At 55.2% G+C, this 25693-nt stretch carries 29 protein-coding genes and 1 tRNA gene; 21 read left to right on the plus strand and 9 right to left on the minus strand.

The genetic code is table 11. The features are described from left to right. Nucleotides 1-22 precede the first annotated feature (22 nt). The gene (locus WFM49_RS03135; RefSeq protein ID WP_021446494.1) at nucleotides 23-1258 is read left to right on the plus strand and encodes a cystathionine gamma-synthase family protein; all 1236 of its coding nucleotides are present in this window, start codon (nucleotides 23-25) and stop codon (nucleotides 1256-1258) included. A 13-nt stretch (nucleotides 1259-1271) separates the two neighbouring features. Here the strand turns inward: WFM49_RS03135 and pdxR are convergent, their stop codons facing one another. Continuing rightward, nucleotides 1272-2744: a MocR-like pyridoxine biosynthesis transcription factor PdxR gene (gene pdxR / locus WFM49_RS03140; protein ID WP_031231950.1), complete on the minus strand. Its 1473-nt coding sequence runs from the start codon at nucleotides 2742-2744 to the stop codon at nucleotides 1272-1274. 319 nt (nucleotides 2745-3063) lie between these two features. Between pdxR and WFM49_RS03145 the strand changes: the two genes are divergently transcribed. Genes WFM49_RS03145 through WFM49_RS03155 form a run of 3 tightly spaced genes read left to right on the plus strand, consistent with a single transcriptional unit; the run spans nucleotide 3064 to nucleotide 6010 of the window. Then, nucleotides 3064-4623: a nitrite reductase gene (locus tag WFM49_RS03145; RefSeq protein ID WP_235332508.1), complete on the plus strand. Its 1560-nt coding sequence runs from the start codon at nucleotides 3064-3066 to the stop codon at nucleotides 4621-4623. Between the two features lie 13 nt (nucleotides 4624-4636). Then, nucleotides 4637-4981: a c-type cytochrome gene (locus WFM49_RS03150; protein ID WP_009461228.1), complete on the plus strand. Its 345-nt coding sequence runs from the start codon at nucleotides 4637-4639 to the stop codon at nucleotides 4979-4981. Nucleotides 4982-5029: 48 nt separating this feature from the next. Beyond that, nucleotides 5030-6010, plus strand: a complete 981-nt coding sequence (locus WFM49_RS03155; protein WP_336971609.1) for a precorrin-2 dehydrogenase/sirohydrochlorin ferrochelatase family protein — start codon at nucleotides 5030-5032, stop codon at nucleotides 6008-6010. A gap of 328 nt (nucleotides 6011-6338) precedes the next feature. Here the strand turns inward: WFM49_RS03155 and nirJ are convergent, their stop codons facing one another. Genes nirJ through cobA form a run of 7 tightly spaced genes read right to left on the minus strand, consistent with a single transcriptional unit; the run spans nucleotide 6339 to nucleotide 11741 of the window. Continuing rightward, the gene (nirJ, locus tag WFM49_RS03160; protein ID WP_250755830.1) at nucleotides 6339-7472 is read right to left on the minus strand and encodes a heme d1 biosynthesis radical SAM protein NirJ; all 1134 of its coding nucleotides are present in this window, start codon (nucleotides 7470-7472) and stop codon (nucleotides 6339-6341) included. A gap of 2 nt (nucleotides 7473-7474) precedes the next feature. Then, entirely contained in the window at nucleotides 7475-7972 is a 498-nt protein-coding gene (ahbB, locus tag WFM49_RS03165) for a siroheme decarboxylase subunit beta (RefSeq protein ID WP_009461545.1), read from the minus strand. Nucleotide 7973: 1 nt separating this feature from the next. After that, nucleotides 7974-8459: an Lrp/AsnC family transcriptional regulator gene (locus WFM49_RS03170; protein ID WP_336971613.1), complete on the minus strand. Its 486-nt coding sequence runs from the start codon at nucleotides 8457-8459 to the stop codon at nucleotides 7974-7976. Then, nucleotides 8452-9438, minus strand: coding sequence for a siroheme decarboxylase subunit beta (gene ahbB, locus WFM49_RS03175; RefSeq protein WP_336971615.1), 987 nt, complete (start codon nucleotides 9436-9438; stop codon nucleotides 8452-8454). The genes WFM49_RS03170 and ahbB (WFM49_RS03175) overlap by 8 nt, the downstream gene beginning before the upstream one ends. Then, entirely contained in the window at nucleotides 9428-10588 is a 1161-nt protein-coding gene (locus WFM49_RS03180; RefSeq protein WP_009461551.1) for a cytochrome D1 domain-containing protein, read from the minus strand. The genes ahbB (WFM49_RS03175) and WFM49_RS03180 overlap by 11 nt, the downstream gene beginning before the upstream one ends. After that, nucleotides 10585-10908, minus strand: a complete 324-nt coding sequence (locus WFM49_RS03185) for a c-type cytochrome (protein ID WP_336971801.1) — start codon at nucleotides 10906-10908, stop codon at nucleotides 10585-10587. Before WFM49_RS03185 ends, WFM49_RS03180 begins: the two co-directional genes overlap by 4 nt. 50 nt (nucleotides 10909-10958) lie before the next feature. Beyond that, nucleotides 10959-11741: a uroporphyrinogen-III C-methyltransferase gene (cobA, locus tag WFM49_RS03190; RefSeq protein WP_336971617.1), complete on the minus strand. Its 783-nt coding sequence runs from the start codon at nucleotides 11739-11741 to the stop codon at nucleotides 10959-10961. Between the two features lie 574 nt (nucleotides 11742-12315). Between cobA and WFM49_RS03195 the strand changes: the two genes are divergently transcribed. The 17 genes from WFM49_RS03195 to WFM49_RS03275 all read left to right on the plus strand — a co-directional run bounded on the left by WFM49_RS03195 (nucleotide 12316) and on the right by WFM49_RS03275 (nucleotide 25121). Continuing rightward, nucleotides 12316-12588: an HU family DNA-binding protein gene (locus WFM49_RS03195; protein ID WP_003799450.1), complete on the plus strand. Its 273-nt coding sequence runs from the start codon at nucleotides 12316-12318 to the stop codon at nucleotides 12586-12588. Between the two features lie 91 nt (nucleotides 12589-12679). Then, nucleotides 12680-12755 (plus strand) — tRNA-Val (locus tag WFM49_RS03200). A 342-nt stretch (nucleotides 12756-13097) separates the two neighbouring features. Then, nucleotides 13098-13307: a cold-shock protein gene (locus tag WFM49_RS03205; RefSeq protein WP_009461560.1), complete on the plus strand. Its 210-nt coding sequence runs from the start codon at nucleotides 13098-13100 to the stop codon at nucleotides 13305-13307. Between the two features lie 187 nt (nucleotides 13308-13494). Further along, a complete protein-coding gene (locus WFM49_RS03210) occupies nucleotides 13495-13662 on the plus strand; it encodes a hypothetical protein (protein WP_022983143.1) in 168 nt (55 codons plus the stop codon). A gap of 226 nt (nucleotides 13663-13888) precedes the next feature. Beyond that, a complete protein-coding gene (locus WFM49_RS03215) occupies nucleotides 13889-14161 on the plus strand; it encodes a hypothetical protein (protein WP_250755827.1) in 273 nt (90 codons plus the stop codon). Between the two features lie 67 nt (nucleotides 14162-14228). Then, entirely contained in the window at nucleotides 14229-14390 is a 162-nt protein-coding gene (locus WFM49_RS03220) for a class I SAM-dependent methyltransferase (protein ID WP_336971620.1), read from the plus strand. Next, nucleotides 14332-14778, plus strand: coding sequence for a class I SAM-dependent methyltransferase (locus tag WFM49_RS03225; RefSeq protein ID WP_250757278.1), 447 nt, complete (start codon nucleotides 14332-14334; stop codon nucleotides 14776-14778). Before WFM49_RS03220 ends, WFM49_RS03225 begins: the two co-directional genes overlap by 59 nt. A gap of 151 nt (nucleotides 14779-14929) precedes the next feature. Continuing rightward, complete coding sequence (locus WFM49_RS03230) at nucleotides 14930-15949, plus strand: sulfate ABC transporter substrate-binding protein (protein ID WP_021446499.1); 1020 nt, start codon at nucleotides 14930-14932, stop codon at nucleotides 15947-15949. Nucleotides 15950-15974: 25 nt separating this feature from the next. Then, nucleotides 15975-16889 carry a sulfate ABC transporter permease subunit CysT gene (gene cysT / locus WFM49_RS03235; RefSeq protein WP_035274669.1) on the plus strand — a complete coding sequence of 305 codons (915 nt, stop codon included), beginning with the start codon at nucleotides 15975-15977 and terminating at the stop codon, nucleotides 16887-16889. Beyond that, nucleotides 16886-17773: a sulfate ABC transporter permease subunit CysW gene (cysW, locus tag WFM49_RS03240; RefSeq protein WP_009461726.1), complete on the plus strand. Its 888-nt coding sequence runs from the start codon at nucleotides 16886-16888 to the stop codon at nucleotides 17771-17773. Before cysT ends, cysW begins: the two co-directional genes overlap by 4 nt. Before the next feature lie 18 nt (nucleotides 17774-17791). After that, entirely contained in the window at nucleotides 17792-18889 is a 1098-nt protein-coding gene (locus WFM49_RS03245; protein WP_009461727.1) for a sulfate/molybdate ABC transporter ATP-binding protein, read from the plus strand. A 221-nt stretch (nucleotides 18890-19110) separates the two neighbouring features. Then, on the plus strand, nucleotides 19111-19914 hold the full coding sequence (locus WFM49_RS03250) for an energy transducer TonB (protein WP_031231965.1): 804 nt from the start codon (nucleotides 19111-19113) through the stop codon (nucleotides 19912-19914). A 9-nt stretch (nucleotides 19915-19923) separates the two neighbouring features. Beyond that, the gene (locus WFM49_RS03255) at nucleotides 19924-20781 is read left to right on the plus strand and encodes a MotA/TolQ/ExbB proton channel family protein (protein WP_009461741.1); all 858 of its coding nucleotides are present in this window, start codon (nucleotides 19924-19926) and stop codon (nucleotides 20779-20781) included. 2 nt (nucleotides 20782-20783) lie between these two features. Then, on the plus strand, nucleotides 20784-21284 hold the full coding sequence (locus WFM49_RS03260) for an ExbD/TolR family protein (RefSeq protein WP_021446501.1): 501 nt from the start codon (nucleotides 20784-20786) through the stop codon (nucleotides 21282-21284). An 87-nt stretch (nucleotides 21285-21371) separates the two neighbouring features. Then, nucleotides 21372-22052, plus strand: a complete 681-nt coding sequence (locus WFM49_RS03265; RefSeq protein ID WP_009461744.1) for a response regulator — start codon at nucleotides 21372-21374, stop codon at nucleotides 22050-22052. A 39-nt stretch (nucleotides 22053-22091) separates the two neighbouring features. Beyond that, nucleotides 22092-23231 (plus strand): sensor histidine kinase, encoded by a 1140-nt coding sequence (locus WFM49_RS03270; protein WP_009461745.1) that lies wholly within the window; start codon nucleotides 22092-22094, stop codon nucleotides 23229-23231. A 54-nt stretch (nucleotides 23232-23285) separates the two neighbouring features. Then, nucleotides 23286-25121 carry a potassium transporter Kup gene (locus WFM49_RS03275; RefSeq protein ID WP_250757233.1) on the plus strand — a complete coding sequence of 612 codons (1836 nt, stop codon included), beginning with the start codon at nucleotides 23286-23288 and terminating at the stop codon, nucleotides 25119-25121. A 117-nt stretch (nucleotides 25122-25238) separates the two neighbouring features. On the opposite strand, the gene WFM49_RS03280 is transcribed toward WFM49_RS03275, so the two are convergent. Continuing rightward, nucleotides 25239-25616 (minus strand): hypothetical protein, encoded by a 378-nt coding sequence (locus WFM49_RS03280; protein WP_009461749.1) that lies wholly within the window; start codon nucleotides 25614-25616, stop codon nucleotides 25239-25241. Between the last annotated feature and the right edge of the window lie 77 nt (nucleotides 25617-25693).

Raw genomic sequence — 25693 nt, forward strand, 5'->3', positions numbered from 1 at the left:
CATTATGGGCTTGGAAACGATCATGGAAGAAAACGGCTTTATTACCTCTACCTTGCACTCTGACCGTCGCTTGGGCACGCAGCATGGCGCTATCCATCAGCCATTGCACCCATCGACCGAGTTCGGTTTTCAGGATGCGCGTGAGCTGGCTGCGGTCTTTCAGGGCAAGTCCGGCTTTACCTATTCTCGTCAAGGCACGCCCACCACGGCGGCGTTGGAAGCCAAGATTACACGCATGGAAAAAGGCATAGGCAGCGTCAGTTTTGCCACAGGTATGGCGGCGCTGACAGCAACCTTGTTTACCTTGCTGCGCCAGGGCGATCACCTGATTGCCAGCAAATTCCTGTTCGGTAATACCAATAGCTTGCTGGGGACTTTGCGCGACCTGGGTGTACAAACCACGCTGGTGGATGCAACTGATCTGGCCCAGGTGCAAGCCGCACGGCAGCCCAATACCCGCATGGTCTTTGTTGAGACCATTGCCAATCCCGGTACACAGGTAGCAGATCTGAAAGGGGTGGGGCAGTGGTGTCAGGACGAGGGTTTGCTGTATGTGGTCGATGCCACCTTGTCTTCGCCGTATCTGTCGCCCGGCCGTGAATTCCAGGCTTCTCTGGTGGTCAACTCCCTGTCCAAACACATTGGTGGTCACGGTAATGCCCTGGGTGGCATGGTGACGGATACCGGCCTGTTTGACTGGACGACCTACCCCAATATTGCCGAGGTCTACCGCACGGGCAATACGCAGAACTGGGGTTTGGTACAGATTCGGAAAAAGGGCTTGCGCGATATGGGCGGCACCTTGTCGTCTGACGTGGCCCACCGCCTGGCCGTCGGTTCGGAAACCTTGCCTTTGCGTATGGAGCGTATCTGTTCCAACGCCCTGGCCTTGGCGCGCCATTTGAAGGCGCATCCCAAGGTCAAGCACGTGCAGTATCCCGGCCTGGAAGATCACCCGCAGCACGAGCGTACGGCTCAATTGTTCGGCAATCGCTTCGGTGGCCTGATGAGCGTAGTGCTGGAAGAGGGCATTGAAATCTTTGACTTCCTGAATCGCCTGAAAGTCTTTGTACTGGCTACGCACTTGGGTGACAACCGCAGTCTGGTGCTGCCCGTGGCCCACACCATCTACTACGAGATGGGCGCTGAGCAGCGCGCTCTGATGGGCATTGCCGACAATCAGTTGCGTATCTCCGTAGGTATTGAAGAGATTATCGATCTGACCTCGGACTTTGATCAGGCGCTGGCCCAGTCCTAAGCTCTTCGCACATCTAGCCATGGTTCAGCCTGGGCTGTATCAGGGCTAGATGCTGCATTGCTTGCTGCAATTCCCTGCATTCCAGATTCGCATAGCCAAACAGCAGATGGCGTGGATTCGTGCTGTCTGTTTCCTGGCTGGCGGCCTGTGCTAAAGGGTAGAGCCGTATGCCATGGCGCAGTGCCGCAGCGGCAACGTGGTGGGCATTTGGGCTTTGTTGTGGCAGGCGAAAAGCCAGATGCATGCCAGCATTGTGTCCGCTGACTACGCCCGTATTTCCCCACACTTTTTTCAGTCCCTGCAGCAGCGTATTGCGTTGCTCCAGATAACGGCGGCGCAAGTATTGCAGGTGCCGTGGATAGTCATACTCATCAAAAAAACGTGCCAACACGGCTTGTGTTAGCCAGGGTGACCCGTTGTTGAGCAAGGCCTTGCGAGCAATAAAATCCTGGCTCAGGTGGGGAGGACAGACCATATAGCCCAAGCGCAAACCAGGGCCCAAGGTTTTGGAAAACGAACCCAGGTAAATCACCTGTCCGGGGCTCATGGCCTTGAGTGGCGCGGGCAAGGCCGGGCCATAACAGAAGTCCCCGTCATAATCGTCCTCAATAATCAAAGCGCCACTGGTACTGGCCCAAGCCAGTAGCTCCTGTCTGCGACTTACCGTCAAGGTGTGCCCCAAAGGGTACTGATGGGAGGGCGTGACGAAAGCCAACTGAACAGCCTTGTCGGGCAGTGTGTCTGTGCGCAAACCGTGCTGGTCCACAGGCACGGGAATACTTTGTGCACGGTGCCGCGCCAGCAAATGTCTGAAGCCGTTGTAGCCGGGCGACTCATGCACCGCACAGCTTTTTTCGTCCAGGAAATGAGCTGCGATCAGACTTAAGGACTCCTGTGTTCCTGCAGTGATGATGATGTGCTCCGGGTCAGCCAATATGCCCTTGCTGGCCGCCAGATAATCCGCAATTTGCAGCCGCAAACCCCATAGACCTTCAGGCGGTGGATAGTCTGCCATGGCAGAGCCTGCGTAACGCAGCAACTGGTTGGACAAATAAATGAACTGTCGCAGCGGAAAAGCATGGACCGAGGGGCGTCCAATCTTGAAATCAAAACGAACGGGCACGCTGGCAGCAGGCACATGCACACCGCTGGCCTGTGCCGTGCTGGTACGCGGGCTGCGTGAACAGTGGGCCGTCTCCAGCACAAAATCCGGTGCCAGGCGACTGCGACCATTGCGGGTAGGTGTAGCCACAAAGAATCCCCGGCTAGGTTCGCTATGAATCAGATTGGAGTCGATCAGCAAATCATAGGCACCCATGATCGTATTTTTGGAAACCTGCAGCAGAGACGCCATTCGGTTGATTGAAGGCAGGCGATTGCCTTCTTGCAAACGTCCCGAACAGATCAGGGTTTCGATTTGACGTGCAATTTGTCGTTTATACGGTGGGCTATGAGTATGGGAAAGCGTAATCGGTAAAGAAAACATGGCGGGACCGGAAAAATAATCAAAACCATCAAGGGCGAGCCAGGCCGGGCCACTATAGGCAGCAGCCTCTAGTTTTAACTTGAGTTAAGTCAAAATGAATATTCGTTCGTGATAAATTTATCCGGCTTCTTGATCTGCCAACTGGCTCCTTGTCATGGATGTTTTTATCTCGGTAAGAGTATTTAATATCCCGTAATTACGATATAAAAAAACCATCCCCATTATTTAATCCGTATCCATACCTTCTCAGTAAAAAATAACAATCGTTATAGTTTGTTTGGTCTTGCCCTTTAGCAAGACAATTGTTGGAGGTAATGGAATGTATAGAAAAATGATGACCCTGGCCTTCCTGTCTACCACCGTCAGCGCGGCTTTGGCGGCCCCGACGGAAGAGCAAGTTCGGGTAGACAACTTGTTTCAGCAAAACTGTGCGGTGTGTCACGCAGCCGACCGGGGAGGGTATATCGCTCCGGGCCTGCACAGTGATCGCCTGGTTCAAAGTGAGATTGCCTTGCGCGGCACCATCATGACCGGGATTCCGGATACCTTGATGCCACCTTTTGTCGGACGCTTGCCCGACGAGGATATTCGCGCATTGGCCAAGATGATCAAGAACGAACCCGTGGTGGAACGCACTTGGGATATGGATCAGATACGTGCCAGCGTGAAAGTGCTGGTAGACGAATCCACCTTGCCCGGCAAACCCAATTACGAGATCGATTCCGTCTACGACTTGATGGTCATCATGGCCCGCGGGCGTTATGGGCGGGGCGATGGTTCCAATCAGGCTCGTGCTGTTTTCATCAATGGCAAGAACAACCAGAAGGTGGGTGAAATTGCCACGGTTGGCGCGCCACACATCATGGAATTCAGCCCCAGCCACGAGCGCTGGGGATACCTGAAAAGTGATGATGGGCACGTCTACAAAATCGACTTGTACACCTTGCAGATTGTTCGTCAGGCCAAGGTGGGGCTGACTGGTACGGGTATTGCCTTATCCAAAGATGGCAAGTGGCTGGCACTGAGTTCCTTCGTACCCAACAGCATGGTTATCCTGAAGGCCGACACCCTGGAACCAGTGAAATATATCGCTCTGGAGGGCGAGGACCCGGACGGCAATTTCATCAAATCCGCCGGTGGTCCGATTATTGGTAGTCGTATCAATAACAAGTTTGCATTGACACTGCGCCAAGCCGGGCAGATCTGGATTATTGATCCGGACAAGCCGGATATGCCGGTCACCAAACTGGCCAAGGTCGGCCGCATGTTGCACGACACCTTCCTGACGCCGGATGGTCGCTATTCCATGGTGGCCTCTTACGACGACAACAAATACGTGGCTATCGACCTGAAGGACGACAAGGTGGTACGTGACATTCCGGCTGGCTGTCAGCCTCACGCAGGCTCGGGTGCTGTCACGGAAGTGAACGGCCGCATGCTGGCCTTCGGCACCAATATGGGCACCTGCAAGTTAGGCTCTGTGGTTACTGCCTGGGATGTCAAAGACTTCTCTGTGGTGAAGCAGATTCCCGTTGCCGGAGCCACCGAATCCCCCGCCGCCCATCCTAATGCCCCGTATGTGGCGGTGGACATTATCGACAAGGACAAGCGCGCTTCCTGGATTCAGCTGATCGATAAAAACACCTTGTCCGTGGTGAAGACTTTGGACGTGGGTGGTCATGCCTTCTTCCCCAACTACAACCGCACGGGCGATTACCTCTACGTCAGTTCGGGTTACTGGGGGGATCGCTTGAAGATTTACGACAGCCGCAGTCTGGAGCTGGTAGCTGAACACAAGATGGAAAGCCCATCGGGCATTTTCTCGCGTGCCCGTACTCGTTGGCTCACCATTGGTCAGCCTGAAACCCAAAAATTCTAAGCAAAGGAACGTCATGAAAAAGCTTTTTATGGGTATGGCTCTTGTGGGCCTCTTGGGTTCCAGTGTCGCTTTGGCAGCGGACAAAGCAGTGGGTTTACAAGGCTCGCATGGGCAGTCGCAACTATCGGCCCAGGCATCGTCCATGCTGCCTTTGTGCGCGTCCTGCCATGGGCTGGAAGGTGTCAGCACGGAAGGTATGTATCCCAACCTGGCAGGGCAGAAGGTGGAGTATCTGGTCAAGCAGCTACAGCAGTTCAAATCGCGAGAGCGTAACGATCCCATCATGAGCCCGATGGCCGAGCCTCTTAGCCCGGAAATGGTGAATGAACTGGCTGCCTACTTTTCCAGCCTGAAGTAAGTGTGAACCGGGCGCCAGTGTCTGCTGGCGCCTTAAGGATGTCGTGCAATGAATGTGTTTCCCTTGTTCTTCAATCTGACCGGTAAGGCGGTTGTCGTCGTAGGTGGCGGGACGGTTGCGGAGCGTAAAGTTCGGCTCTTGCTGCGTGCTGGCGCGCGAGTCACCGTCGTCGCACCGGAGCAAACTTCCTGGTTGAGGGCCAGTGCTCAGGCGGGTGCTTTAAGCAGCTTGTTTACCTCCTTTGTTGCCGAGCATATCCACGAGGCCTGGCTGGTTGTTGCAGCAACTGGACGGCGCGAGATAAATCGCATCGTGGCTCAGGCAGCCGACGCCTTGCGTCTGCCCTGTAATGTGGTCGACGATGGGCATCTGTCTACCGTACAAGTCCCTGCCATGGTCGACCGTTCGCCCTTGATGATTGCGGTCTCCTCTGCAGGTTCAGCTCCTGTACTGGCGCGGCGTGTTCGGGAGTGGATAGAAAGCGAGCTGCCTGAGTCAGTAGGGGACTTGGCCGGTTTGCTGGCTCGCCGCCGAGCCGATATCAAACAGGCTTTCCCCGAGGTACATACCCGTCGTCATTTCTTTGATTACGTACTGGATAGTCCTATCCCCGATCTCCTGGCGCAAGGCAAGGCTACGGAAGCGCTGGCAGCCTTTGATGCTGCCTTGAGGACAGAAACCCCTCAGCAGCATATTCAGGTCACCATTTTGCCTATCGCCGACTTGGAGGCAGTGGACTTGCTGACGCTGCGCGCCTTGCGCAAATTGAACCAGGCAGATTGGGTCTTGTACCTGCCACTGATTTTGCCTGCGATTTTGGAGAAGGCACGTCGTGATGCCCGTTTGATGGCCTTGGATCAGGCGGGGGTGGTCTTGCAAGACACCTTGTTGAATCGTGATTTCTGGGCACCCCTGTGCCAGTCCTGGGTGCCAGGCGAGCGCATCGTGATTGCCTGGAAGTCATCGTGGGATGTACAGCCTTTGCTTGAGCTGTTGCAGCAGCAAGGCTTGATCTGTGAGCTGGCCTAGGTGCGCTATCAGCTTGCTTAGGTGAACTGTGTGATGAAGAACTAAGTGAAGTGTTGTTGTTGTTGTTGTTGTTGTTGTTGTTGTTGTTACTGAGTTTGAGTGAGGCAAGATCGCTTGCCTCACTTTTTTTGGCCCTTCAATTTAGGCCTGTCCAGGCTGGCACTTGAAGCTGGCTGTGTTTTGATTCCGCACTCTTTTTCCCAGCAGCTCACCTGATTTTATTGGGAGTGCTGGGTACTATTTGAGGCTTCAGAAGTCAGGGGGCAGGGCAGAGGTTCCAGAACTGTGGTTGAGTAAAAATGGTTCTTGTTAATTGCCTGGAGGGCGTTCAGACAGTGATTTCCTGATCGTTGAGATAGCATCCCGGATCTTCTGCCCACACATTGCCTGTGCTTTTTTCTGCCCGAGTGCGCGTATTGCCATTGCAGATATCCAGGTAGGCACAGCCAGCACAGCGCCCCTGTACAGGCCTGGGTCGTTGCCGCAGGCCTGTCAGCAAGGGATCTTGATCGTTGGACCAAATCTCCGAGAAAGGCCGTTGCAACACGTTTCCAAGGCTGTAATGCCACCACATGGTGTCGGGATGAACATTGCCACGGTTATCGATGTTCGCAATTCCTTGGCCGGAGGAATTGCCTCCCCATTGGCACAACATAGTCAGAATTTTGGGAGCTTGCTCGGGGTAATGCCGTCGCACCCAGTGCAGAAAGAAAACACCGTCAGCATCGTTGTTGCCCGAGGTGAACTCTTTGGGTTTGCCGGCTTTTTGATAGGTCATGCAGGTTGTGAAAAGCTGCTCCATAGCCTGCCGGGTGACGGCGTGGTGACTGGCCAGGGCGCGGTTGCCCAAACCCCGACCTGCATAGTTCAAATGAGAGAGATAAAAGCGGTCGATTTGTTCCTGCTCCATCACAGCCAGCAGGCCATTTAGATCAACTGCATTTTCTTGAGTCAGGGTAAAGCGCAGGCCTACTTTCAACTGTTTTTCACGGCATAGTCTCAAGCCGTGCAAGGAGGCCGCGTAGGCTCCGTCCTCTCCACGAATTCGGTCATGGCGGGCCTGCAAACCGTCCAGGGAGATGCCTACGTAGTCAAAGCCGCAGTTGGCAATCTGATCAATATTTTGCTCGGTTATCAAGGTGCCGTTGGACGATAGTCCTACGTACATGCCCAGTGTTTTCGCACGTCGGCCCAAGTCGTAAATATCTGGGCGTAGCAAAGGTTCGCCGCCGGACAGGATCAGGGCGCGTACACCGAATTGATGCAGGTCATCCATGACAGTGCAGACTTGTTCGTAGCTCAGCTCGCCAGGGAAGTCCTTGTTGGTAGAGGCAGAGTAGCAGTGGCTGCAATGCAGATTGCAACGACGTATCAGATTCCAGATCACCACAGGGGCCTTGCTGACGCGTGTCGGCGTAACAGGAGCGTGCAGGGCAGCAACAAAACGGGATATCCGGAACATGCTCAAGGCCTCCGTAGACGCAGGCCGGTCTTTTTAAGAATGGCCGTGGAAAACAAAATATCGTGATCGTGCAGGACGCCAGGAAAGCGCTGCGATATTTGCAGGCTGATGCTCTGTGCCTGGGCACGTACCGTGTCATGGTCCTTGCCATGCAGCATGGCGAACAGGTTGTACGGCCACTGGGGTAGACGACGCGGACGACGATAGCAGTGGCTGACTCCGGCTTGCGAGCCTAGCCATGTACCGACTAGGTCTAGCTTGTCGTCCGTGATATTCCAGACGCACATGCCATTGGCCACGTAGCCCAGAGCATAGTGATTGGGGATGGCTGCAATGCGCCGTATCAAGCCTTGGTCCAGCATGGTTTGAAACTGCTTCATGACATAAGCTTCGGATACACCCAACTCTTGCGCCAGTTTTAGGTAGGGCTGTGGCTCTATCGCCAAACCCCGCTGCGAGGCATGGATCAGTGCGGTATAGGCGGGATTCAAATGCACCATATCAAAGCTCCAGTTTCAGGCTTAGGGCGTATTCCTGCTCTTTGGGAAAGGCAAAGACGGGTAGGCCGGTTTCAGCTTCGATTGTCTTCAGGCAGGATTCGATGTCTTGCGGTGTCGCCGTAGCCAGTACAAACCACATATTCAAGGCATGGGCGCGCCGGTAGTTGTGAGCGACTTCATGATGGCGGTTGACGGCTATGACGGTACTGTCCCAGCGTTTTTCCGGTACGGCCATAGCGACCAGGCAATAAGCACCGCCTAAAGCCTCGATCTGAAAGAGGGGCCCAAAGCGGGTCAATATCCCGGATTGGCGCAAGTGCTGGACACGAGCAATCAAGACAGACTCGCTCAAGGCAAAATCAGGTGCCAACTGCGCAAAGGGGCGGGAGCAGATGGGGAAACCATCTTGCAAGCGATTCAGAATGTGGCGATCGGTGTTGTCCAGTTCAACCGGCGCATGCAATGGTGGGGTGTGATGATCAGTCATGATGAGCCGGGCTAAGCAGTGCGCCTCGTTGTTTGAAGCAGCGAGTGGAGAACAACACTTCCTGCGGGAGCTGACCCAAGTCAAAACGATTATTCAACTCCGCATGGTTTGTCAGTACGTCCTGACGGTTTTTGCCGTGAATCATGCAAAACAGATTGTGATTCCAATGTGGCGGGCAGGGCTGCCGCTGATAGCACAGCGTGATGCCGTCTTGCCTGGCCAGCTCCTCGCCTAGGGCATCAATGCGATGCTTGTCTACCGTCCAGACACACATGGCATTGGCTTGGTAGCCCAGTTTTCGATGGCGCAGGACCACGCCAAATCGCCGGAATATGCCTTGTTCCAGAAAGCCGCGTAGCTGTTGCAGCACTTGTTTCTCGCTGATCTGTACTTGCTCTGCCCAAGGCTTGAAGGGGTCGGCTTGAATCTTCAAACCTTGCAAAGAACACTCCAGCAGTTTGCGTTCAGTACTGCCTAATGCGGGCAGCCCCTTGCTTGGCGACAAGGGGCTGGTGCTCTTGGTATGTGGAACAAGGCTAAACCCCAGGTCAATGTGATAGGCCCGGATCATGGGCAAGGACAAGGGCAACAAGCCGGTATGTTCAGCGATGTGCTCCAAGGCCGCCTGCCGTTCTTGTTCATTCGCACAGGTCAGCACAAACCAGAGATTGATGGCGTGTTCGCGCTCGTAGTTGTGGTTCACGGCGGGCAGGGCACTGATCCAGTCTGCAACCGTGTTCAGATCCTTGGCGGGCACATGCATGCCCACCAAAGTGCTGCTCATACAGGCAGGGTTCAGTACTGGCCCGATACGGCTGATGATGCCTCGGTCTTGCCAGCGTTGCAGGTAGTCCATCACGGCTTGTTCGCTAAGCCCCAAGAGCAGTCCCAGCGTGCGGAACGGTCGGGGTTCCAAGGGGAAGCCATGTTGCCAGGCGTTCAATAGTTGAAAGGCAGAAGGGGAAAGATCAGAAACCAATGCGACCACTCCGATGCGTAAAAAACACTCCACTCGGGTGCTGAATATCCAGGCTGTCCAGACGCTTGAAATTGTGGGTGTCGTACACACTGACTTTGTTGTCGTCTCGCGCTGAAATCCAGACAGCCTCACCCCTAGGGGTGAATTCCATGTGGAGAACGGCTTTGCCTACGTCCAAGGTTTGAACCACTTCCAGGGTGGCGACATCAATCACCTGTACCTTGTCGTTGTCTGGAAAAGCGAAGTTCACCCAGACCTGACGGCCATCGGGCTGAGCCATCACAAAAACGGGTTGTCCATGAACCGGAATGCGAGTTTTCTCTTGCCAGTTCACGGTGCTGGCGACCAGAACCTCATGGCGTCCAATGGCCGGTAAAAATAAGTCCTGACCAGCCAAGGACCAACCCCGTAGATGCGGCATTTTGTAGACGGGCAGGGCGGACTCTCCCCGACCATAGCCTTGCAAGATTTTTTGGACTCCATTTTCAGGATTCCACAAATCCAGCATGGCCAGGGCATCCTCGCCAAACAGTCCGGCAATGTAGTACCTCCCATCCGGGGTGACCATGGCATCGTAAGGCTGACGACCCGCTGCAAAACGCCGTGTTGTGGGGCGTAAGGGGTCGGATAAATCGGTCAGCCAGATTTCACCTGCCTCGAACAAGGAGTAGGCAAATTGCTGATTGGGTAAGTCCGCCAGACCAACCACTTTGGCACGTTTGTTGGGGGCGTAGTAAGACGGGACTTCACTGATCAGGGCCAGGGTGTCCGCATCAAAAACCTTGATACCACCCGGTTCGTAGTTTTGCACCACAATCAGCTTGCCATCCTGGGAGATGGCGCCACCTATGGCATTGCCGGACTGAATGATGCGATGAACTAGAACTTGTTGAAGCAGGTCCACTTTGCTCAGGCCGCCGTCCCGTCCAAAGACATAGCCATAACGCCCGTCACGTGAGTAGGTGATATGGGCGTGGGACAGATCACCCAAACCTTCAATTCGTGCCAAGCGGCTGCGATGACTGGTTTCAACGACAGCCACACTGCCCGTCGCACGCTCTACAACCAGCCCCAGGTCATTCGTGCCGCGTAATGGGTTGGCACAGCCGCTTAAAGCGACAAGCAGGCTCAGAGTCATCAGTGCTTTCATGGTGCTGCATCCGATTCATGGAGAAGAAAATGAGCCAGCCAGAGGCTTTCCGCTGGCTGCAAGAAGCGGTTCCAGGCAGGCATGGCTGTTCCGGGACGGCCCTGCATGATCGTCAGGGCGATCTGCTGTGCGCTTTGGTCTTGCAAGGCGTTATCCGTTAAAGCAGGCCCCAGGCCTCCTTTCAGGAGTAAGCCATGACATGAGCCGCATTCTTGATGAAGCAGCGTCCGTAAAGAGGCTTGCCGCTCCGGTGTCAAAGCGGTTTCATCAGCAGCGGCTTGTTGTGGCCAAAGAAGGGAGAGCAGCACGGCTAGCCACATGTTGGCCAGAAACTGCCTGCCACTGAGCTTGAAAGGGAGGTGCAAACCTTTCACATCAAGGCCCAGGAGGGTTCGCAGGCGAGGGCATTTTGCGTGTTTGAGGCAGGTTGCGGGTAATCCGGATGCAACTGCACCACCTGGCCGATAATCAACAAGGCTGGGGGACTGAAGGTTTGCGCAAGCTGTGGAAGTGTTTGCAAAGTACCCAAGCCCCAGCGCTGGCTTTTAAGCGTGGCATCTTGTGCCAAGGCGATAGGCGTATGCGGGCTGCGCCCATGTTGAATCAAGGCCTGGGCAATATGGCTGCAATTGGCCATGGCCATGTAGAACACCAGCGTACAGGTGGGATCAGACAAGGAGGCCCAGTTCAGTTCCAGCCCTTGGTTGTCGCGCAGGTGCCCGGTGATAAAGCGCACACTGCTGGCCAGCCCGCGATGGGTCAAGGGAATGCCTAGAGAAGCCGCACAACCTGTCGCTGCCGTAATCCCGGGCACGACTTCAACCTGGACTCCATGTTGTTGCAGATACAGTTGCTCTTCGCCTCCACGGCCAAAAATAAAGGGGTCACCGCCTTTCAGGCGAACAACGTGCTGATGTGTTCTGCTCAAGGACAAGAGCGTGCCGTTGATGTCGTCCTGCATGCTGGGCTTGCAGGTGGCAACTTTACCGACGTCATGCAAGGTGGCCTCAGGATTGATGCAGCTCATGATGGCGCGGCTGACCAGACGGTCATATACCACCGCATCTGCATGTTGCAGCAGGTATAAAGCGCGTAGTGTGAGAAGTTCAGGGTCGCCAGGCCCCGCCCCAACCAAATAAACCTTGCCGTGCATCGCTGCGCTCCTTGACGGTAGCAAGTACCGAAATACAGTCAAACAATGCAGAAAATTGTAGGAGGGCAGGCCGCTTCGATATGGGCATGGTTGGTGTTCAGGAGAGGGGTGCAGAAATGAAGCTTCTCGCCCTCAGACAAGAAGCTAGGGTGAGGCTAAGTGCGAGGCATAAAAGGAAATTTATGCGAGCGACGGCTTGCAGAGTCGCTGCTGGATGTGCGCAAGCGCTTGAAAAAATGTTCAAAAACGTAGTATCAGCCAGCTAATTTTTTGGGGTTTCAAAGCCCAAATAACATATTTGAGGCAGCCTGTTAAGTTTCTCGATGCAAAATAGGGAAAGTCCTGCAACTTGTATCAACAGTGAGCAATGATGCGGGTTACAGGGGTTTTTTTGCTTGACACGGGTATTAAACGAAGGCTTAATACGCGGTAGCCAACCGGGGCACTTGTGCGCCCGGTAGCCATGGCAGACGGTAGTGCTTGCTTGCCCTGTCGTTTGTCACTATTAAGTCTGACCGCCACAAACTGGTTCCCGCTGGGGGCCCGTAAAATAATTTTCAGGGGTATTTTCTCAATGAATAAAACCGAGCTTATCGAATTCATTTCCACCAAAGCCGATCTGTCCAAAGCTGACGCTGGTCGTGCACTGGATGCGTTTATCGATGCCGTGACCACCACGCTGAAAGAAAAAGATACGGTTACTCTGGTTGGTTTTGGCACCTTCGCTGTGTCGGAACGCGCTGCCCGTTCGGGTCGTAACCCACGTACCGGTGAAACCATCGAGATCGAAGGCGCAAACGTGCCCAAGTTCCGTCCCGGTAAGGCTCTGAAAGACGCTGTGAATTAATTTTTAAATTAATTTACGCAAAAGACTTGCAAAAAAAATTCTTTGGTCCTATAATTCTTTTTCTTCACAAGAAGAACGGCATCACAGAAATGGGTGCTTAGCTCAGCTGGTAGAGCGGCGCCCTTACAAGGCGTAGGTCGGGGGTTCGAACCCCTCAGCACCCACCATTTCTTTTGCTAGTCGAATCAAGCACTTAGGTAAAACTAAGTGCTTTTTTTGTGCCTGTTTGGTTTGTATTTCAGGTCAATTCATACTAACGCTGCTCTACCAGACCCGTGCCCTTTGTCGCCAGATATGCCTACTGAAACCATGTAAGCATTGGTAAGGCATTCACCCGCTAACAAGGACTAGTCGTGTTGCGTGTCAATAATCACCCTTGTGTTGGGTCGCAAGTGGCGAAACCGGCAGGGTGCTCCAACCGCTTAGTTTGTAACGGTGCTATCAATATATGCGGATAGCGTCCATAGTGTGTCCAGGGACATTTTTCCCCTGATTAATTAGGACATACATTGAAAACAGAAATTGGTATTGTGAAGTGGTTCAATAACGAAAAAGGCTTCGGCTTCATCATGCCGGAGAGTGGCGGTAAAGACCTCTTCGCGCACCACAGTGAAATTCAGGGTTCTGGGTTTAAATCTCTGGAGGAGAACCAACGCGTTTCCTTCGTTGCTGGCGTTGGCCAAAAAGGCCCTTGCGCTACCCAGATCCAGATCGTTTGACCCCCTGCTTGCCTGCATAGGCAAGTGTAGCGTCGGTCGATAAAGCCGAACCCTTTGAAATATTGGGTTCGGCTTTTTCATTTATGTTTCCCCCTCCATGTGGACATATTGTGCTTCTGTCCACTGCTCACATGTGTCGTATGAGGGTGACTCTATTGGGGACTATGGCCCCAAGGGAAGCAAGGCCATGATGGATTACCTGCCCAAAGCCTACGACGAAGATATTCGTATCCGTGTTGAGGATCAAGGTCCGGTTGTGGCTGGTCGTGACTTGATGGAGTTTACGGTTGAAGACAAGGCGGTCCTTGTCTATGACGAGGCGGGCAAGGAACTGATGCAGGTGCCACGCCGATGATCTTGATTCGAGCGTTCTGCGTGAGAAGCTGAAATACGGGGAGTGGCGACAAAGGCTTATTCCTGCAACTTGTCATGCCTCTCCCGTTTGAACTGCTGCCAGGCAAAGGCAAAGGCAAAGGCAAAGCACAGGCAAGGCAGCGATACTAGCAACAGCTGCCCGGTCTTGAGCGTAGTGGCTATTCAGGCAACACTACACCTTGTCGATATGCGCTCCTCGGGTCTTCATGAGCAAACTACTTTCTTGCCTGTCCCCTCTTGCCACCTTGATTCTGGCATGGCTGGCCTTTATGTTTCTTTTGTTTTTCCCGCCGCTATGGATCTTGTGGCCGGTGCTGGTCGTGTGCCTGGGCTGGATCAATTACAGAGGGATACGTTACGCATTGGGCAATAGTGACAAGTCCAAGCCCTGGCACCTTTGGTTCAATGTGGGCGAGTGCCTGTTGGCGGTGATTGTCCTGACTTTACTGGTCCGTGACCTTGACGTCCCAGCGACCTGATTTTTCCTCTTGTTGTACGAGAAACGTGTTTATGTATTCGGACCCTTGGCTTGATCGCTGGTGACCCTTGATCGCTCAACGTGAAATTTCTTCGCCGGTACTGGAGATAGGCTGTGGTTTTGGCGACGATACGTTGACCTTGACCCAGGCAGGATTGAAGGTGATGGCTTTTGACCTCTCACCCGAAGGTGTGGCAATCGCACAGCAGCGCTTCCGAGGCTTTGATTGAGTGCAGGGATACGCGAGGTCCCTGGCCGCAGGCGGCGAATAATCTTGAGCTGGTCCTGGCCAGCTTGTCCCTGCATTATTTCCCCTGGGATGAAACCCAGGCCATTGTGCGCAGAATCTGGAATAGCTTGCGGCCCGGTGCCTTGTTTTCATGTCGCCTGAACTCCACCGAAGATGTGAATTTCGGTGCCGGGCAGGGCGAGTTGATTGAAGCCAACTTCTATCGCGACCAAGGCAATTGCAAGCGTTTCTTTGATCAGGCCAGTGTAGAGCAGTTATTTGGGGCCGAATGGCGCCGGATTTCTGTCCAGCACATGACATCGCACAAATATATAAAGCAAAAAGCGATGTGGGAGCTGGTGTTGGAAAAAGGGCAGTTGCCAGGCTGATTCCCGGACCCTTAGCACTCTGGATCTGGCAGCCGTTTCGGTCCCCTCCATCTCCCCGCTATATCTAACCAAAGAATCGGTATTTAGCCGGGTGTAACACCCTTGCTAGACTCGTTCTCATTGCTTGGAAATGGTTTCTAGGGGGTGGGAAATGAAGCGGATTCAACAGAAGTGGAACGGCGTTCGGGCAGGGGCTTTGCTGGCGTTGGTGCTGGCGGCGGCAACCGCTGTTGCAGCCGAGGTCAGTATTCTGAATGTTTCGTACGACCCAACGCGTGAACTGTATGCTGAATTCAACAAGGCTTTCCAGGCGCATTACAAAGAGCAAACCGGTGACAGTGTAGTCATCCGTAGTTCCCACGGTGGTTCCAGCAAGCAGGCCCGTACCGTGATTGATGGCGTGCCCGCTGATGTGGTGACGCTAGGTATTTCTTCCGATATTGATCAGATCGCTCAGTCCGGTTTGCTGGACAAAGGCTGGCAGGCTCGCCTGCCAGACAACAGTACGCCTTACACCTCCACGATTGTCTTGCTGGTGCGCAAGGGTAATCCCAAGGGGATTCACGACTGGAACGACTTGATTCGCTCTGATGTAAAGGTAGTTACGCCCAATCCTAAAACTTCGGCGGGGGCACGTTGGAACTATCTGGCGGCCTGGTTGTACGCCCTGAAGCAAGGCAATGGGGATGAAGCGCAGGCCCGTGACTTTGTGGCCAAGCTGTATCGCAACGTCAGCGTGCTGGATTCCGGTGCGCGTGGATCGACCACAACCTTTGTGGAGCGGGGCATTGGCGATGTATTGATTGCCTGGGAGAACGAGGCGCTCTTGTCCGTCAAGGATCTGGGGCCCGATCGCTTCGATATTGTGGTGCCTTCCAGCAGTATTCTGGCCGAGCCGCCCGTGGCGCTGGTAGATGCCAATGCCGCCAAGCATGGCACGGAAAAAGTGGCTCAGGCCTATCTGGAATATCTGTATAGCCCGGAAGGTCAGGAAATCGCCGCCCGTCATTTTTACCGTCCTCGCCTGGAGTCGGTGGCCGCCAAGTACCGCGATCAGTTCCCGGCGTTGAAACTGTACAAGGTTGACGATGAGCTGGGCGGTTGGACTCAGGTTCAGGCCAAGCACTTTGCGGATGGTGGCGTGTTCGACAGCATCTACTTGAGCAAGTAACCCCACTATCACCGAGGACCGTTCGATGTCACAGGCTCGTCTTTGGGGATTTCTGCCCGCTGCTCGCAAGCAGCGGGCTTTGCCAGGCTTTGGCTTGACCATGGGTTTGTCCATCAGCTATTTGAGCCTGATTGTTCTGATCCCCTTGTCTGCTGTTTTGCTCAAGACCACCTCTATGGGTTGGTCGGCCTTTTGGGAAACCATCAGTGCTGCACGCGTCTTGGCTTCCTTGAAACTGACCTTTGGGATGGCCGCTTTGGCGGCGTTGATCAATGGTGTATTTGGCTTGATTCTGGCCTGGGTTTTGGTGCGTTACCGCTTTCCGGGTCGTCGCATTGTGGATGCCTTGATTGATTTGCCCTTTGCCTTGCCAACGTCGGTGGCCGGCATTTCCTTGGCGGCGATTTATGCGCCTACGGGCTGGATCGGTTCCTGGGCTGAACCTTATGTTGGGCAGATTGCCTTTACCCCTTGGGGGGTGCTGATCGCCCTGGTTTTTATTGGACTGCCCTTTGTTGTGCGTACCGTGCAGCCGGTTCTGGAAGAGCTGGAACAGGAGCAGGAGGAGGTCAGTGCTTGCCTGGGGGCCGATCGCTTCCAGACGGTCACCAAGGTGATTCTCCCCGCTATCTTGCCCGCCTGCTTGACGGGCGTAGCGCTGGCTTTTGCCCGTGCGGTGGGTGAGTACGGTTCCGTGATTTTCATTGCCGGTAATGTCCCTATGGTTTCGGAAATTACACCCTTGCTGATCGTGATCAAGCTGGAGCAGTTTGACTATGCCGGAGCCTCGGCGCTGGCCGTTTTGATGATGGTGCTGTCCTTCATTATCTTGCTGGCGATCAATCGCTTGCAGTGGTACTTGCAGTCGCGTCATTCGGGCCAGGCTAGTGGCAAGGCAGCCAAGGTGGCAGCGCCTTTGACTTTGGAGGGCGCACGATGAGCAGCCTGACGATGGATTCCTCTGTGCAGGCGGTGCCGGTACATACGGCGCGCTTGCGGGCGGCGCAGGATGAAGGTCCGGCCGTCAAAGCCCTATTGATTGGCATTGCCTTGCTGTTCTTTGTGCTGTTCTTGCTCCTGCCTTTGATCCTGGTCTTCATGACGGCTTTTAGCCGGGGCATCATGCCGTATCTGTCCGCCTTGAGCGAGAGCGATACCTTGCATGCCGCCAGCCTGACAGTTCTGGTTGCCGTGATTGCCGTGCCTTTGAATATCGCGTTTGGTCTGGCCGCCTCCTGGGCGATTGCGCGTTTTGAGTTCCGTGGCAAAAGCATTCTGACGACGCTGATCGACCTGCCGTTCTCGGTATCACCTGTCATTGCCGGTTTGATGTTTTTACTGATTTTTGGTCGCCAAGGCCCATTTTGGGATTGGCTGGACGCTAATAACATTCGTATCGTATTTGCCTTGCCCGGTTTGGTTTTGGCGACTTTGTTTGTCACTTTCCCTTTCGTGGCGCGTGAGTTGATTCCGCTGATGCAAATGCAGGGCAGCGAGGAAGAGCAGGCTGCGCGGGTGCTGGGGGCCAATGGCAGGCAAATGTTCTGGCGGGTGACTCTGCCCAAGATCAAGTGGGGCCTGCTGTATGGCGTGATTCTGTGCAATGCCCGTGCCATGGGTGAATTTGGGGCGGTGTCGGTGCTCTCGGGCCATATACGGGGCCAGACCAACACGCTGCCCTTGCATGTAGAGATTGAGTACAACGACTATCACACGGTGGGCGCTTTTGCGGCGGCTTCGGTGCTGGCGGTCTTGGCTTTACTGACGTTGGCGCTTAAATTGTGGGCCGAGCGCAAAATGGTTCAAGACGGTCATCGTGGATGATCGCATTCGGAGTTCATTATGAGTATCGAAGTTCGTCATCTATCTAAACAGTTTGGTGCGTTTACGGCACTGGGTGATGTGACATTGGATTTCCCAGCGGGCGAGCTGGTGGCTTTGCTGGGGCCGTCGGGCTGCGGCAAGACGACCTTGCTGCGTATCGTGGCTGGCCTGGAACATGCGGATGCGGGTCAGGTGCTGATCAACGGCAAGGATGTGGCTGCTGTGGGCACGCGTGATCGCCAGGTGGGTTTTGTGTTCCAGCACTATGCCCTGTTCCGCCACATGACGGTATTTGAAAACGTCGCCTTTGGTCTGCGCATCAAGCCACGCAAGCAGCGCTTGCCCGAAGCCCAGATTCGTCAGCGTGTGCACGAGCTGTTGGAGCTGGTGCAGCTGGATTGGCTGGCCGATCGCTACCCAGCGGCCTTGTCGGGTGGCCAGCGGCAGCGTATTGCTCTGGCACGTGCCTTGGCGGTGGAACCGGGTGTCTTGTTGCTGGACGAGCCGTTTGGTGCCTTGGATGCCAAGGTGCGCAAGGAACTGCGTTCCTGGCTGCGTCGTCTGCATGATGACCTCCATATCAGTACCTTGTTTGTGACGCACGACCAGGAAGAGGCCATTGAAGTGGCTGATCGTATTGTGGTGCTCAATAAAGGCCGGGTTGAGCAGGAAGGCGCCCCGCAGGATGTCTATAACCACCCTGCCAGTCCTTTTGTGTATGAGTTCCTGGGGGCGGCGAATCGCTTGCCGGGTCAGTTCCAGCACGGACGCTTTGTGGCTGATCCTCAGTTGGGACAATTCGAGTCCAATCAGGCCTTGAATGCTCAGGATGCGGGTCAGGGGGAAGCAGTAGGCTATGTGCGCCCGCATGACCTCGATTTACAGCGTCAATTGGATGGCCAGGGCATCGTCGTGGCCGTGCAGCGCATTATTCCCTTGGGGGCGACAGTACGGGTTGAACTGGCCTTGAACGAGGGCGAGCGTGCTTGGGAAGCCGAGTTCGATCATCAGCGTTGGTCGCAGCTGGGCTTGCGGCCGGGTGAGCGGGCTTTGGCCTTGCCACGCAAGTTCAGCGCTTTCCCTATCGAGTCTCAAACCGAAGCGCGATTGTCCTGATTTTTTGCAAATTATTCGCAACAGGCTGACCCTAGGTCAGCCTGTCTGCGTTAGTATCTGGAGGTTTTTTGCAGGGCGGGTTGGAGCAGGAAATATTACAGGAATTTAGTATTGAGAATCATTCCTGTTTCTGTTAAGATTCGATACTTCACTGGGCATCCTGTCCGGTCCCGTCATGGTCCATGCGGGTTGCAGAATGTGTAGAACGGATTATGACCGGAATTGCTTCTCAAAAGAATAATCGCTCGATGCTGGCCTTGAAGGCAACTGGTTTGGCATTGGCACTGGGATTGCACGTGGGTGTCGTGGCTACCATCTTGTGGACGGAAACCCCCAAGATTGTGGGTGAACCTGCCCCCATGGATGTTGTTGGGGTGACTTTGGTGGAAGTGTCGGAGTCCCCGGTTCAGCAAGAGCAGGTCAGTGCCCCTCCTGAGGAAGTGGTGGCCGAGCCGGAACCTGAGCCCGAACCCGAGGTGGAACCGGACCCCGAGCCCGAGCCAGAACCGGTTGTTGAGCCGGAACCCGAGCCAGAGCCTATCGTGGAAAAACCTCCGATTCCCGAGCCGCCCAAGCCCAAACCAAAACCCAAGCCGAAACCCAAGCCCAAGCCACAGCCCAAGCCCGAGGTCCCACCGGCAGAAACACCGCAGCCTGCTCAACCAGCCGCTCCTGCCGCTCAAGCAGGTCCAGCTACGGACAATACGTCCTCCCAAACTGCCGCCCGTTCTACGGATGGTGATCGGCCCAAGCTGATTGGTCGTGTAGATTATTTGGGACGTCGTCCTGTGCCGGTGTACCCCCGGGCTTCCGAGCGCCGTCGTGAGCAGGGCCGCGTGGTGGTTCGTGTAGTGATTTCAACCCAAGGAACCGTGCTGGAAGCCAAAGTGCAAAGCTCCTCAGGCTATGAACGTCTGGATGAGTCGGCACTGAAAGCAGTACGCACAGCGCGTTTCAAACCGTATACGGAAAATGGTGTGGCCTATCGTGCCATGGCCGATATTCCTTTCGACTTTGTTTACTAGGATATATCAATGATGCAGGAACTATTTCAAAGCGTATGGGTAAGCCTGGCACAAGTTGCAGGGCCTGTTGCAGATCAGGCTGCCGCCAGTGTTGCTGCCGCTGAGGAAGCGACCGGGGTGCTGCACTTTATCCAGCAAAGTGATGTGGTCGGCAAGACCTTGTTCGTCATTCTGGCCTTGATGTCGGTTGCCAGCTGGTACCTGATTATCGTCAAGGGCGTGCTGTCCTTCCGCCTGAAGCGTCGCTCACAAGGTTTCATGCGTGAATTCTGGTCCGCCAGTTCTCTGGAGCAGGTTGAAAACGAAATCGCCACCCACGGTGCCCGCGATCCCTTCAGTCACTTGGCCAGCCACGCTATCCACGCTCAAAAACACCATGTGAAATACGGCGCCATGCGTCTGGAAGAGAAAGGCTCTACCGATGCCTTTGTCTCGCGCATCATGCGTAAAGTCATGGACGAAGAAACGGCCAAGCTGGAAAACGGCCTGACGCTGCTGGCTTCGGTGGGTTCTACCGCTCCGTTTGTGGGTCTGTTCGGTACGGTTTGGGGTGTGTACCACGCACTGATCAATATCGGTCTGTCCGATGGTGTAACCCTGAACAAGATCGCCGGCCCTGTGGGTGAAGCTCTGGTGATGACCGGTCTGGGTCTGGCCGTGGCGATTCCTGCCGTGTTGGCTTACAACGCTTTTGTGCGTACCAACCGCGTTTACCTGTCCCAGCTGGACGCGTTTGCTCACGATCTGTTTACTTTCCTGACCACAGGCCAGCCTGTGCAAGATAACCAACCTGTTCTGCGTCGTGTCCCTAGCTCGGGCGGTGGTGCAGCATCGAGCTCGGCAGCGGCTGCCAAGCGGGAGCACTAATCATGGCTTTTGGCAGCTTTGATAATCGTAACTCGGGCTCCGCGCTGTCCGAAATCAATATGGTGCCGCTGATCGACGTCATGCTGGTGTTGCTGGTGATCTTTCTGATCACTGCTCCGCTGCTGTCGCACTCCATCAAGATTCAGCTGCCCCAGGCGACGTCTGAACCAGTCCAGCAAGATCCCAAGACGATTGATCTGGCGATTGACGCAGAAGGGCAGATCTTCGTGAACGAGCAGCCGGTGGCGCTGGAAGACCTGACCGCCACGCTGGCCCCTTACTCCAAGGATCAGCCTCAGCCTGAATTGCGTATCCGTGCCGATACCGATACTCGCTACGAAACACTGGCCCAGGTCATGAGCCGCTCCAAAGCTTCCGGCCTGACCCGTCTGGGTTTCATTACGCGTCCAGGTCCAACGACCAAGGCCGCGGGTGATGAGGGCGAAGCCAAGGAAGGCGCCGTCGTCGACCAGAAGGCCGTTGAGCCTAAACCCGCTCTGTAATTCCAGGTTCTTCTTCGTGTTGTTTTTTCTGGCCCCTCGCTTTGCATCTGCAACGCGAGGGGCCAGTTTCGTAATAAAATCCCCCGAATGCGTGTACTAGTTATCGAAGACGACGCCATACTGGGCGCCGCACTGCAGGAATTTCTCAACGATCAGGGCTACGCTGTTGACTGGCTCCAGGAAGGCGAAAGTGCCTTGAAGGAGTTGGCCGCCCAGGTCTACGATCTTCTGCTCCTGGACTTGAACTTGCCCGGCATCAGTGGCCTGGACGTGCTGCGCCAATTGCGTCAGCAGGGCAACGCTATTCCCGTCCTGATTCTGACTGCGCGTGATGGCGTGGATGATCGTGTCGGCGGCCTGGATGCCGGTGCTGACGACTACCTGATCAAACCTTTTGACCTGTCCGAGCTGGCCGCCCGCGTGCGTGTTTTTGGCCGCCGCCGCAGTGGTCAGGTACAGCCCATTATTGATGTGGGTCCCTTGAGCTTTGATACCATTGGCCGCGAGCTGCGCTGTGCCGGTCAACGTGTGACCTTGTCGGTGCGCGAGCTGTCCGTACTGGAAATGCTGATGATGCGCGCGGGCCGTGTTGTCACCAAGCAGCAAATTATCAACTCCTTGTCTGCCTGGGATGCCGATTTCAGCGACAATGCAGTCGAAGTCTACGTGTATCGTTTGCGCAAGCGCCTGGAAGGCACCGGGGCTGTCATACAGACTGTGCGCGGCTTTGGCTATTTGCTCGATGTGGAGAGCGTGGCCGGAGCATAACGGCAGCCCGTGCCCGCTGCCTGAAACCTTAGGTCAACCATGCCCGATCAGCATCTTTCTCCAGCGGTAAAAACCTCCTTGTTGCGAGGCTGGCTGGAGCGCTTTCTTGCTCCCGGTTCTTTGGCCCGCAAACTGATGGGCCGTCTGTTTCCCCCGATCTCCATTCTGGTGGTGCTCGATTTGAGCGTTACCTGGATACTGACGCGTCGCATGAGCCTGGAAGACTGGCTGCTGCGCGACATTTTCTGGACCATGGCACTGAGCCAGGTGCTGTTGGTCAGTCTGATTGCCTGGGTATTGCTGTCGGGGATTCGCTCGCAGTTGGCGTCCATTGATGATTTATCGCAGCAAATCCGTAACCGTGCTGATGATGACTTCGAGCGTCTGGATGCCAGTGCCTTGCCCGCCGAGATTGTGCCGCTGGTGGAGCACTTCAACGAGTTGCTGGAACGTCAGCGTGATACCCTGCAGGCGCAAAAGCGCTTTATTGGTCACGCAGCGCATCAGTTGCGCACACCCCTGACGGGTTTGCAGCTGGAGTCCGAGCTGATGCTGGCAAGGCCTTTGCCAGAAGATATCCGCCAACGGGCCGAGCGCATCAAAAGTGTTTCGGATCGCATGATTCGTCTGGGCCAACAGTTGTTGGTGCTGGCACGTACCGATGCGGACACTAATATTAAAGACAGCTTTGTGCGCCTGGACTTGTGTGAATGGGCGCGCGAGGAGGGCGGTGACTGGTTCTTGCAGGCTCGTCAGCATGGTGTGGAAATCCATTTGCTGGCACCTGAAAAGCCGGTCTGGATTGATGCTGCCCCCGTGCTCTTGCGGGAGTTATTGTCCAATCTGATGGATAACGCCTTGCGTTACGGACAAGGGACAGACCGCATTGTCTTGCGGGTGGCCAGTAATCCACCCTCCTTGTCGGTGGAAGATCACGGGCCGGGTATTGAGTCCAGCGAGCAGCAGCGCGTATTTGAAGCCTTTTACCGCTCCCCCGGTACCCAAGCAGGAGGTTCTGGCTTGGGCTTGGCCATTGTGCAGGAGATTGCCCGTGCGCATGGCGCCTGGTGGAGCCTGATGAGCCGTCCTGATTTTCCAGGCACTCGCATCACCATTGTTTTTCCCGGTCCGCGTATTGGTGCGCGTCTGACCCGGCACGATACTTTGATTGGAAACTAAGCCTTGAACACAGCAACAGAAAACCCCAAAAAAGCGGCTCAGGCCGCCTTGTTAATGGGCGCTTTAGGCGTGGTGTATGGCGATATAGGAACCAGCCCGCTCTACACCATGAAAGTGGCCTTGAGTGCTTACGGACAGCCTGGTGCCGAACAGGTCTATGGAGTGCTGTCCTTGCTGTTCTGGCTGCTGACCCTGGTGGTCTCCATCAAGTACGTCACGGTGGTGTTGCGTCTGGACAATAAAGGTGAGGGCGGCACGCTGGCCCTGATGGAATTGGCGGCACGCGGCATTCAGGGGCCACGTCGGCAGATTATTGTGGTGCTGGGGCTGATTGGTGCTGCCTTGTTTTATGGGGACAGCATCATTACCCCGGCCATCTCCGTGATGTCGGCGCTGGAAGGCATAGGGATGGTGTCTCACGTGCTGGACCCTTGGGTCGTTCCTTTGGCTCTGGGCGTCTTGCTGGCCTTGTTTCTGATCCAGTCCCATGGCACGGGCACCATGGGTAAATTGTTCGGCCCCATTATGTTGACCTGGTTTCTGGTGCTGGGTGGCTTGGGTCTATGGCGTGTTATTGAGCATCCCCAAGTTTTGATGGCCCTGGACCCACGGTGGGCCGTGGCTTTTATTGCTGAGGCTCCCTGGCAAACCTTTTTGCTTTTGGGGGCCTTGGTCCTGGCCTTGACGGGGGCCGAGGCCTTGTACGCCGATATGGGCCATTTTGGCCGTCCTTTAATTCGCAAAGCCTGGTTCATGATTGTCATGCCCTGCCTGGTCCTGTGTTATTTCGGCCAAGGCGCATTGTTGATTTCCGACCCAGCCGCCATTCGTAATCCGTTCTTCTTCCTGGCTCCCAACTGGGCCTTGGTGCCCATGGTGATGTTGGCAACGGTTGCAACGGTGATCGCCTCCCAGTCCGTGATATCCGGTGCGTTTTCTGTAACTCGTCAGGCGGTGCAGCTTGGTTTTTGGCCGCGCATGGTGATTCAACATACTTCAGCCAAAGAAGAAGGGCAGATCTACTTGCCGCGTGTGAATTTGCTGCTATGCGTGGCGGTGATGATTCTGGTCCTGAGCTTTGGCTCCTCGGATCGCCTGGCCCATGCTTATGGCTTTGCAGTCACGGGTACCATGCTGATGACCAGTTTGCTGGCTCTGGTACTGCTGCCGCGCCGCGCTAGCGGAATCAAGCGCTGGGCCTGGCTGGGGCTCCTGGGTGTTTTCCTGATTCTGGACATATTGCTGTTCTCGGCCAATGCGCTCAAGATTCTGGAAGGCGGTTGGCTGCCTTTGCTGGTGGGTGCTGTGCTGCTGGGCTTGATGCTGACCTGGCGCCAGGGACGAGCCGCCTTGCACGAACGTCTGCTTGAAAACAAGCAGCCGATAAAAGAGTTCTTGCTGAGCCTGGAGGAGTACGCTCCGACCCGTGTACCAGGGACGGCGGTGTTCATGAGCACCATTCCCGACTCGGTTCCTCCGGCCTTATTGCATAACCTGAAACACAATAAAGTCCTGCATGAACAGGTCCTGTTTTTGACCGTAACCAGTGCCGGTGTGCCTTACGTTCCTTTTGGGGAGCGCTATAGCCTGCAACGTCTAAGCCGAGGCAGCTGGCAGGCGGTGGCTTCCTGGGGCTTCAAGCAAGAGCCCAATGTGCCGCAGTTGCTGGAGCAGATTGCTCTGGAGCACCCGGAGCTGAATCTGGAGCCTATGCAGACGTCCTACTTCCTGTCGCGCCAGACGGTGATGATCCAATCCCGTCAGCCCTGGTACTTGGGCTGGCGTCGTCGCTTGTTTGCTTTCATGGCGCGCAATGCCAGCCGTAGCACGCGCTTTTTCAAAATCCCGCCTAATCGCGTGGTGGAGATGGGGATACAGGTGGAGCTGTAGGTGGAGACATTTGCAGCTGCAGCTAGCTATTGCAGCCAGTAGAAACAAAGAATGGGCCTTTTCAAGGCCCATTCTTTTTATCTGGCTAGCTATTATGAATAGCCGTGTTTTCTGCGTTTACTGAGCAGGCACCACAGTCGTGGTTTCGCGAAGGATACCGCCGCCTTCCACGCTACCGCGTACCGTTGTGTCCTGGCCGGTCATGGATTTCAGGCAGTCTTGCTGGCGATCAGCGGGTAAGCGATGGCAGCGCGCTTGCCGGTTGGCATCCAGATTGTGATCGCGCTTGTCCAGCTTGTGCTGACGTTCGGCTTGCAGCGCGGCACCGGCTTCGCGACGGCAAGTGGTGCGCTGGTCGCCTTTGAATTGCTCACAGCGCTGGATGTCGTGTCGGTAGTCTTGGGATGGGGTTTGAGCCCAGGCAGCAGAGGACAGCAAACCCAGGCTGAGCAAGCCAGCACTCAGAACTCGGGATGGGCGTGTAAGTAGACTCATCGATCTCACTCCTTTACTTGCTAAGGGAATCACCGGCTTGGCGAGCACTGTTACGAGCAGGTATGAGTAGCAGGCCG

The sequence above is a fragment of the Alcaligenes sp. PF14 genome (assembly GCF_037150615.1).
In the GTDB taxonomy this organism is placed as follows: Bacteria; Pseudomonadota; Gammaproteobacteria; order Burkholderiales; family Burkholderiaceae_B; genus Alcaligenes; species Alcaligenes phenolicus.